Annotated in this window: 11 protein-coding genes; 6 read left to right on the forward strand and 5 right to left on the reverse strand. The window is 57.2% G+C overall.

Annotation, left to right across the window (positions count from 1 at the left end; translation table 11 throughout):
* The 5 genes from VNL17_11860 to VNL17_11880 form a co-directional block, all read right to left on the reverse strand.
* Window positions 1-146: porphobilinogen synthase (locus VNL17_11860; GenBank protein ID HXI84770.1), on the reverse strand; the 146-nt coding region annotated here is incomplete at its 3' end.
* A 3-nt stretch (window positions 147-149) separates the two neighbouring features.
* Window positions 150-830: a PTS sugar transporter subunit IIA gene (locus VNL17_11865; GenBank protein ID HXI84771.1), complete on the reverse strand. Its 681-nt coding sequence runs from the start codon at window positions 828-830 to the stop codon at window positions 150-152.
* A gap of 113 nt (window positions 831-943) precedes the next feature.
* Window positions 944-1,567, reverse strand: a complete 624-nt coding sequence (lexA, locus tag VNL17_11870) for a transcriptional repressor LexA (protein ID HXI84772.1) — start codon at window positions 1,565-1,567, stop codon at window positions 944-946.
* Between the two features lie 92 nt (window positions 1,568-1,659).
* Window positions 1,660-2,043, reverse strand: coding sequence for a response regulator transcription factor (locus tag VNL17_11875; protein ID HXI84773.1), 384 nt, complete (start codon window positions 2,041-2,043; stop codon window positions 1,660-1,662).
* 160 nt (window positions 2,044-2,203) lie between these two features.
* Window positions 2,204-3,157 (reverse strand): hypothetical protein, encoded by a 954-nt coding sequence (locus VNL17_11880; GenBank protein ID HXI84774.1) that lies wholly within the window; start codon window positions 3,155-3,157, stop codon window positions 2,204-2,206.
* Between the two features lie 250 nt (window positions 3,158-3,407).
* Here VNL17_11880 and VNL17_11885 point away from each other — a divergent pair, with 250 nt between their 5' ends.
* The 6 genes from VNL17_11885 to VNL17_11910 all read left to right on the forward strand — a co-directional run bounded on the left by VNL17_11885 (window position 3,408) and on the right by VNL17_11910 (window position 6,129).
* A complete protein-coding gene (locus VNL17_11885) occupies window positions 3,408-3,692 on the forward strand; it encodes a hypothetical protein (protein HXI84775.1) in 285 nt (94 codons plus the stop codon).
* A 196-nt stretch (window positions 3,693-3,888) separates the two neighbouring features.
* Window positions 3,889-4,173: a CopG family antitoxin gene (locus tag VNL17_11890; protein HXI84776.1), complete on the forward strand. Its 285-nt coding sequence runs from the start codon at window positions 3,889-3,891 to the stop codon at window positions 4,171-4,173.
* On the forward strand, window positions 4,170-4,634 hold the full coding sequence (locus tag VNL17_11895) for a type II secretion system protein GspG (protein ID HXI84777.1): 465 nt from the start codon (window positions 4,170-4,172) through the stop codon (window positions 4,632-4,634). Before VNL17_11890 ends, VNL17_11895 begins: the two co-directional genes overlap by 4 nt.
* Before the next feature lie 9 nt (window positions 4,635-4,643).
* Entirely contained in the window at window positions 4,644-5,207 is a 564-nt protein-coding gene (locus tag VNL17_11900) for a prepilin-type N-terminal cleavage/methylation domain-containing protein (GenBank protein ID HXI84778.1), read from the forward strand.
* Window positions 5,207-5,668, forward strand: a complete 462-nt coding sequence (locus VNL17_11905; GenBank protein HXI84779.1) for a prepilin-type N-terminal cleavage/methylation domain-containing protein — start codon at window positions 5,207-5,209, stop codon at window positions 5,666-5,668. The genes VNL17_11900 and VNL17_11905 overlap by 1 nt, the downstream gene beginning before the upstream one ends.
* Window positions 5,665-6,129 (forward strand): hypothetical protein, encoded by a 465-nt coding sequence (locus VNL17_11910; protein ID HXI84780.1) that lies wholly within the window; start codon window positions 5,665-5,667, stop codon window positions 6,127-6,129. The genes VNL17_11905 and VNL17_11910 overlap by 4 nt, the downstream gene beginning before the upstream one ends.
* Window positions 6,130-6,167: the final 38 nt, after the last annotated feature.

Here is a 6,167-nt window from a genome sequence, read left to right on the forward strand (position 1 = left end):
GAGCTGATTGGTTTGCGGAGACGCGAGCCTTCGCGCACGAACAGCGGCATGACGAGGTGGCTGACCGACAACTCCGTCTCCCGCACGAGCGCGCGGAGCTTCGGGTTCTGCCGCAATCGGCGGGGGCGATAAATCGGAAAGCGCATGGTTTAGTGCGGCACGAGGCGGTCTTCGGCCTCGCGAATCATCGCGAGGACGTCGTCGGGCAACTTCGCGGTCATCAATTTGGCGCGGAAGTCCGCGTTGTTCACGAGCCGGGCGAGGCGCGAGAGCAGTTGCAGGTGCTGGCGCACGTTGGGCGCGCAGAGCAGGAAGAAATGATAAACGGGCTTGCCGTCCAATGCGCCGAAGTCGATGCCCTGGTTGTGCCGGCCGTAGGCGAGCACGGGGCTGTCGACGAGGCCGACGAGGGCGTTGCGGGCGTGCGGGATGGCAACGCCCTCGGTGATGCAGGTGGGGCACAAATCTTCACGCGCCCGGAGGGCCTGGAGGAGCGTTTCGAAGAGCCGTTCCTCGCGCGGGTCGAGAACGAGCGCGCACAACTCGCGCAACACGCCATTCTTGTCCGGCGCGGTGAGGTTGAGGCTGATGCGCGCGGGCGTGATGACGTTGGCGACGGTCAGGGCCGCGGGCAGGCCGGTGTCTTCGGGAGAAAGTTGTTGTTCGTCGGCAGGTATCGCCGCGCGGTTGGCCATCCACGAATCGATCGAGCTACGTTGGAAGCGCCATTGGTGGGCGAGTTTTTGCGCAGGGATCCGGCCTTCCTGCGCCATGCGACTGACAGTCTTCTCGCTCAGGCGGAGATAATTGGCGACCTCTCTGACCGTCATGATTTCGGTTTCCATAGACGGGGGAATAGTACGGCGCGGGTGGGCGTTGCGCAAGCGACGAAACTGGCTGCGCCAGGGCACCAACTACGCCTGGGTACCCGCTGCGGCTGTACTCAGTATTTGCGCTCGTAACTGCGGATCACGCCGATGATCTTGCCGAGGATGCGGGTGTCGCCACCGACGGCAATTGGCTCGTAGCGGGGATTCGCAGGTTGCAACCAGAGTTTGCCGTTGCGGCGCTCGAGGCGCTTGACGGTGGATTCACCGTCGACCAGCGCGACGACGATCTCGCCGGGCTCGGCGTGGGGCTGGGCACGGACTATTACGAGGTCATCCTCGCAGATTCCGGCTTCGATCATCGAATCGCCATGGACTTTGAGGGCGAAAGTTTTTTGGCCGGCGAACTCCTCGCTGAGGTCGAGGCTACCCTCGATGTTTTCCTCAGCGAGGAGCGGGCCGCCGGCGGGGACACGGCCGAGTATGGGGATGGGAAGGAGGAACTCGGCGCGGAGAAGTTTGGACCAGTTGCTGGGGACAAGGCCGCGTGATTTGCCGGGGAGTTTTCGGAGGTAACCTTTGATTTCAAGGGCCCCGAGATGATCGCGGGCGGTGCCGGTGGAGCGGTAGCCGAATTTGGCGCAGATTTCGCGGACAGTGGGCGGTGAGCCGCTTTTGCGGATGCTGTCGAGGATGTAGGTAAGCAGCTTTTGTTGCGGTGGTGTCAGCGATTCTTGCACGAAAGATGTGATACCACACAAATGTGTGGTATGGCAAGAAAATAGTGAAAAAATTAAAACCGCGCCTTACGACGCGGCTACAGGGGGAGAAATTACGCGGCGGCGAGTGCGCCGCAGATTGCGCGGTCCAGCTCGCGGACGTCGAACGGCTTCTCGACGAATCCACGGGCGCCCGCTTCGCGAGCTTCGGATTCCGTGGTGCGGCTGCCGGTGACGATGACGACTTTTGAGTCGGGGCTGGATTTGGAGAGCATGGTCGTGCAGGTGAGTCCGTCGATGAGAGGCATGCGCACGTCCATCACGATCAACTCGGGATGCATGCTGGCGCACTTATCGATGGCGTCCTGGCCATTGGTGGCGTAGCCGATCACCTCGTGGCCGAGATGTTCGAGCACCAGGCGCAGGGCGAACCGAACGGAATCCGTATCATCTGCAATCAAGACCTTCATCGTGAGCGTTAGTTTAGCAGTGGCCATGCCATCGCCTCGAAACCTAGGTAAAATGGGCATTTCAAGGGATGTAGTAGCTAAAAAGAGCCCAAAATTGGCCAAGTAACCGCACTAGCCGGTGAGAATGTTCTGCGAGCCAACCGCCAAAAAGGCAAAGAAGTAGCCGGATTACACTTTGGAATAGCCGCTACTGGGAGAGGCGGACGCGGTAGAAGCGGGACGGGGCGTTGGTCGCGCCGCCAACCTCGATATAGGTGTTGGTCGCGAGGCCGCTCCCCGGTGCGATAAACTGAGAAGCTGAAATGTCGACGAAATTGTTACTGCTGTAGCTACCGTCCAAGGTGCCGCTGGTGACCTGCACGCGACTGGTGGTGCCGCCAGTGGCGGCCCACGTAATTGCGATATTATTCGTGCTCCGCACGATGGAGACTAGTTGGACCGTGCCAGTCGATGGCGGGGGTACAAATCCACTTACCGTCAATTTAACCAAGCCCGAGACGCTGGTATCGATCGTACAAGTGGTGTTTGAAGGGGTCGTGCCGACCGTCAGCCCGTTATAGGTCAACGCACCGCCGTAAGTGAATAGCGTGTAGCTGCCGGCAGTAAAGAAGCCGCCAGAGTCGGCAACGTTGAGCTTGCCACCCAGTGTCAGGTTGTTGCTGACCACAACCGAGCTGCTGTTCGTACCGAGACCAAATAACAGAACTGCATTCGCGTCAATGGAGGCGTTCCCTGCGTGAAGCATGGACCTGATGAATTGCAATTGCCCGCGGGCACCGATGGTCAAAGTGTTGATGACATTCAGCGGAACGAGGGCCCCGAGGTTCATATTGGTAAGGTTCAACGTGTTGGTCGTGGTCGCACTGGCCGGGCCGGCCACAGTGAGATTGCTGATTGTTAGCGTGCTGGGGAAAAAACTTGTATCAGTATCGTCTATCGTGACGGTCTTGGCCGTCGTATTCGTGACGAAGATGGCGCTGTCGCTACTGGCGGGGGCGTGTCCCAAGGACCACCGCGAGGCGACGTCCCAAAAGTCACTTCCTCCAAATATCCAACTATTGGTGGCGGCCTGGGCATTAACTACGGCGAGTGTAAAACCGATCGCGATGATTGTCCTGATTCCCATGATTCCCTTATTCATTGCGCATCAATCTCCGCTATCAGCCGGGACAAGGGAGTAGAGCAAGAAAAGGCGTGTGAGTCAAGAAAACACAGAAAGTGGGCGGTGGGCCGGAAACAGGCGGGACGCCTGTTCAACGAAGGAACGGCGGGATACCTACACGACAGGCATCCCGCCCTACAATGCGGGGAACGGGCGGGACGCCCGTTCTACGCAAAAAGTCGTTGACAGGGGCGTGGGTACGCTGTACATACAATGTGGTTACAGGATTATGGAGTTTGATTGGTCAGATCCGCCATTTGTTGCGAAGAATTCACCGACGACCCGTGAAATCGAAGAGTCATTTGAAGATCCGCTTGGCATTCGGTTGTTTCCTGATTCGGGACGGTTCGCGAAGGAGTCGCGGGCGTTTTATCTTGGGCGGACGTTGACAGGGCGCGGGATTTTCAGCGTGTACCGCTCGGATGGCAAGCAGGTGCGCGTGATCGGTTCGCGGTCGATGACGGAGGAAGAGGAATACTTCTACGACAGGAAGGTGTCTGAATGGACGTCGTGATCAGAATTGTAGGGGGACGGAGTGGTGATCAGAAGCCAACGGCACCCCTCACCTTACTCCTCTCCCCCAAGGGGAGAGGAAACGCATGCCTCGCCCCCCGGGGGAGAGGCCGGCCCCGTCATAGTTTACGGGGACGGGTGAGGGGGACGTTGGTGCAACCGCCATTTTTAACCACACCCAGCAGGAGGCAGCAGTTATGGATGTCGTAACCGTGTGGGAGGAAATACCGCAGTTCGCGTGCGAGCATGACGAGGCGAAGTTCTGGGTGTCGCATCGAATCGACGCGAAGCTGATGGACGAATCGATCATCAACGCCGACCAGACGGAGTCGACGTCGATCACGTTGCGGATCGATCCGCGGATGCTGGCGCGGATCAAACGACTGGCGCGGTCGCGGTATTTAAACTACCAATCAATGATCAAGCAGTGGATTAGTGAACGCATGGAAACCGAACTCCGTGAGCGAGGAAATACTCGATGAAGCTCTCTGCAAATCGTTCCGGCTTTACCCTCGTCGAATTGCTAACTGTGATCACCATTATCGGAATCCTCGCGGCGCTCATCGTCGGGGCCTCCAAGTACGCTCTTCAGAAATCGAGAAGGTCGAGTGCTGTGGCTCGGATCGCAACGCTCGAGGCCAAACTGGAAGACTACAAGGCCGATATTGGGATCTATCCACAGCAGCCGGCCATCCCCGGGCCGGGTAGCACGATGGTGTTGTACAACGCACTTGCGGGCGTCGGCGGAGGAAAGAAGTATTTTACCGCTTTCACTCCGTACGAGATCTCGAAATCAGAAGTCATCGATCCTTTCGGCAATGAGTACCGATATCAATCCCCTGGCACGATCAATAAAACCACGTACGACCTTTGGAGCACCGGACCCGACGGCAAGAACGATAATGGCACCAATGACGACATCACCAACTGGCAGTCGAATTAGGAAAACATCATGAAAAACACTTCACGATTCAACCGCGGCTTCACGCTAATCGAACTTCTGACCGTCATTGCCATCATCGGCATTCTTGCCGCCCTGCTCTTCCCCGCGATTAGCGCTGCCATGAAGAAGGCCAAGATCACCAAGGCTCAAACTGAGGTTCACGCCATCGAAACCGGCTGGAAGGCCTATTTGAACGAATACAGCCAATGGCCGGTGGATCCTGCCACGACCATGTGCCTTGGACAGCCCGCAGCGGAGACGACGGTTACGGGGATCCGGACAACTCCGGATGTGACCGCGCTGCTTTTGGGCAGCAGAACAGCGATTCTTAATTATGTTCCATCCCAGCACAATCCCAAGGGAATCCAGTTCCTCAATCTGAAAATGGATTCCAACGGTGCTCTTGTTGATCCGTGGAACAACCAATACGCTTTCCTGTTCGATGTCGATTATGACAATCAAGTGACCACGAACGCCACTCCCGGCATTCCGACCGTGCCGCGAACTGTCATTGTGTGGTCGTACGGTCCTGACGGCATAAGTGGAACTGCTGACGACATCAAGAGTTGGTAATGAAGAGACAAAACGCATTTACTTTGATCGAGATGATCGCGGTGCTCGTGATCATCGGCATCGTTATCGCCATTGGAATTCCCGCAATGTCGGGCCTCACCCGTTCGGCGGGCGTGCAGGGAGGCACACGCCAGGTTTCGAATACGGCCCAGCTGGCACGTCAATTCGCCATCACTCACCGCACACAAACAGAGCTGCGGATGTCGCGGGGTGCGGTCGCCGTTTTTGCCAACAACATCCAAGTGGACAAGTGGAACAATCTGCCTGCGGGCGTCCTCATCGATCCTAACTCCGCGGGCAGTATCGTTTTTAAGCCAAATGGCAGCCTCGTTTCCCCGGTCGATCAAATCATCATTGTCCGTGAAGGCGTCACGAATACCGCGGTTTCAATTGTCGGTACCAACAGCAATATTTCGACGGTAATGGTTAGTTCCGTCCTTGGTCGAGTGGCAATCCAATGAGCGCGATTAGACAATCATCCAGACCGCTGAAAGCCACCGCAGCGTTTTCGCTCATCGAGGTCGTATTGGCACTATCTATCGTAGCGATCGGCCTGCTCACCATACTCGGCTTGTTTCCGCAGGCCCTTACATCGGCCAAGAATGCCGCCGATGATTCAATCTGTGGCATGGTTGCGCAGGACACGATCGCCGCCCGAAAGATTGATATTCAAACCGGTATTGCCACGATTGGCGTGACGCCACCAACTTTCCGCTGGTTCACCGGCAATGGACAGGAAACGAATGCCGCGTCCGCGTCCAATGCCATGTTTAAGTGTGAGATTACTGCTACTGCGGTTCCCGGGTTTGCCAACTTGGAAGCCACCCAGTTGCGCATTATTTGGCCGTGGTTCGCGCTTAGCACCGCCTCCAAACAGCCACCGAACACCAATATTTTTGTCACCGAGATTGCCAAGTACTGATGAAACCAAACGACAATTTACTCACAGCAGCTTCGTCC

Source organism: Verrucomicrobiia bacterium (genome assembly GCA_035577545.1).
Classification (GTDB): Bacteria; Verrucomicrobiota; Verrucomicrobiia; order Palsa-1439; family Palsa-1439; genus Palsa-1439.

What these genes read in the sequence shown, in the direction of transcription:
- VNL17_11865 (HXI84771.1), bottom strand. Translation starts at nt 830, where the DNA reads ATGACGGTCAGAGAGGTCGCCAATTATCTCCGCCTGAGCGAGAAGACT.
- VNL17_11875 (HXI84773.1), bottom strand. Translation starts at nt 2,043, where the DNA reads ATGGCCACTGCTAAACTAACGCTCACGATGAAGGTCTTGATTGCAGAT.
- VNL17_11880 (HXI84774.1), bottom strand. Translation starts at nt 3,157, where the DNA reads ATGAATAAGGGAATCATGGGAATCAGGACAATCATCGCGATCGGTTTT.
- VNL17_11885 (HXI84775.1), top strand. Translation starts at nt 3,408, where the DNA reads ATGGAGTTTGATTGGTCAGATCCGCCATTTGTTGCGAAGAATTCACCG.
- VNL17_11890 (HXI84776.1), top strand. Translation starts at nt 3,889, where the DNA reads ATGGATGTCGTAACCGTGTGGGAGGAAATACCGCAGTTCGCGTGCGAG.
- VNL17_11895 (HXI84777.1), top strand. Translation starts at nt 4,170, where the DNA reads ATGAAGCTCTCTGCAAATCGTTCCGGCTTTACCCTCGTCGAATTGCTA.
- VNL17_11900 (HXI84778.1), top strand. Translation starts at nt 4,644, where the DNA reads ATGAAAAACACTTCACGATTCAACCGCGGCTTCACGCTAATCGAACTT.
- VNL17_11905 (HXI84779.1), top strand. Translation starts at nt 5,207, where the DNA reads ATGAAGAGACAAAACGCATTTACTTTGATCGAGATGATCGCGGTGCTC.
- VNL17_11910 (HXI84780.1), top strand. Translation starts at nt 5,665, where the DNA reads ATGAGCGCGATTAGACAATCATCCAGACCGCTGAAAGCCACCGCAGCG.